2 protein-coding genes and 1 pseudogene are annotated in these 1,003 nt (G+C 73.2%); all 3 read left to right on the top strand.

What is annotated here, in order from left to right; translation table 11 throughout:
* Positions 1 to 280, top strand: a pseudogene (locus GT030_RS21915) (type II secretion system F family protein); the annotation flags it as partial.
* Between the two features lie 57 nt (positions 281 to 337).
* Positions 338 to 538 carry a DUF4244 domain-containing protein gene (locus tag GT030_RS21910; RefSeq protein WP_086690392.1) on the top strand — a complete coding sequence of 67 codons (201 nt, stop codon included), beginning with the start codon at positions 338 to 340 and terminating at the stop codon, positions 536 to 538.
* Between the two features lie 22 nt (positions 539 to 560).
* Positions 561 to 899: a TadE family type IV pilus minor pilin gene (locus GT030_RS21905; RefSeq protein ID WP_161202560.1), complete on the top strand. Its 339-nt coding sequence runs from the start codon at positions 561 to 563 to the stop codon at positions 897 to 899.
* Positions 900 to 1,003: the final 104 nt, after the last annotated feature.

Here is a 1,003-nt window from a genome sequence, read left to right as displayed (position 1 = left end):
CGCCTGGGCCCGGTTGACCGCCCTTCCCGGCGCCGGAGCACTTGCCCGGCTGCTGGAGCGGGCCGACCGGTCGGGGCTCCCGGCGGCCGAACCCGTGGCCCGGCTCGCGTCGGACGCGCGGGCGGAGTCGATACGGGCGGCCACGGTCCGGGCCCGCAGAGCGGCCGTACTGATCTCGGCGCCGGTCGGGCTGTGCTTCCTCCCCGCCTTCATCGCGGTCGGCGTCCTGCCCGTGGTCATCGGCCTCGCGGGCGGCGCGATGGAAGGAGGTGGGCCCTGACCCAGCGGACCGACGTGCACGACAACGACAACGAAGCTGCAGAGAAAGGAACGTGAGATGCGTGAGAAGGCCGGCAGGGCATGGGCGCTGCTGCGGGAACGGTGCCGCAAGGACGCCGGAATGGTGACCTCCGAGTACGCCATGGGGATCATCGCGGCGGTCGGATTCGCCTTGCTGCTGTACGAGGTCGTCACCAGCGGCCAAGTGAAGGCGGAACTCCAGGGCATCGTGAAACGAGCGCTCAGTGCGCGCATGTGAACGAGACGCAGACCGGGGGTTCGTGACGGCGGAGGCGGCCGTGGTGCTGTCGGTACTGGTGGCGTTCACCATGGCGCTCGTCTGGGGGCTGCTCGCCGTGGCCGCCCAGATCCAGTGCGTGGACGCCGCCCGTACCGGGGCGCGGGCCGCCGCCCGCCAGGACCCGCCCGAGGCGGTGGTCCGGCTGACCAGAGAGGCGGCACCGAGCGGCTCGACGGTCGGCGTGGCCCGCGAGGGCGAGCAGGTGCGGGTGACGGTGGTGGCGAAGCCGCCGGTGCTGACAGGGCTGCCGTTCGAGGTGCGGGAGGAGGCCGTGGCCGCCGCAGAGGAAGCGGCGGGGGCCGGAGAGGAGGGGCCATGAGATGCCAGGAGGGTGACCGGGGTTCCGCCACCGTCTGGAGCCTCGGGGTGATCGCCCTGCTGTGCGTGGTGTTCGGCGCCGTGGCCGGCCTCGGGCACGCGGTC

Origin of the sequence: Streptomyces sp. SID1328 (genome assembly GCF_009865595.1) — a bacterium.
Classification (GTDB): domain Bacteria; phylum Actinomycetota; class Actinomycetes; order Streptomycetales; family Streptomycetaceae; genus Streptomyces; species Streptomyces griseoluteus.
The sequence above is the reverse complement of the archived record's forward strand: the minus strand, read 5'-3'. Positions and strand labels throughout refer to the sequence as shown.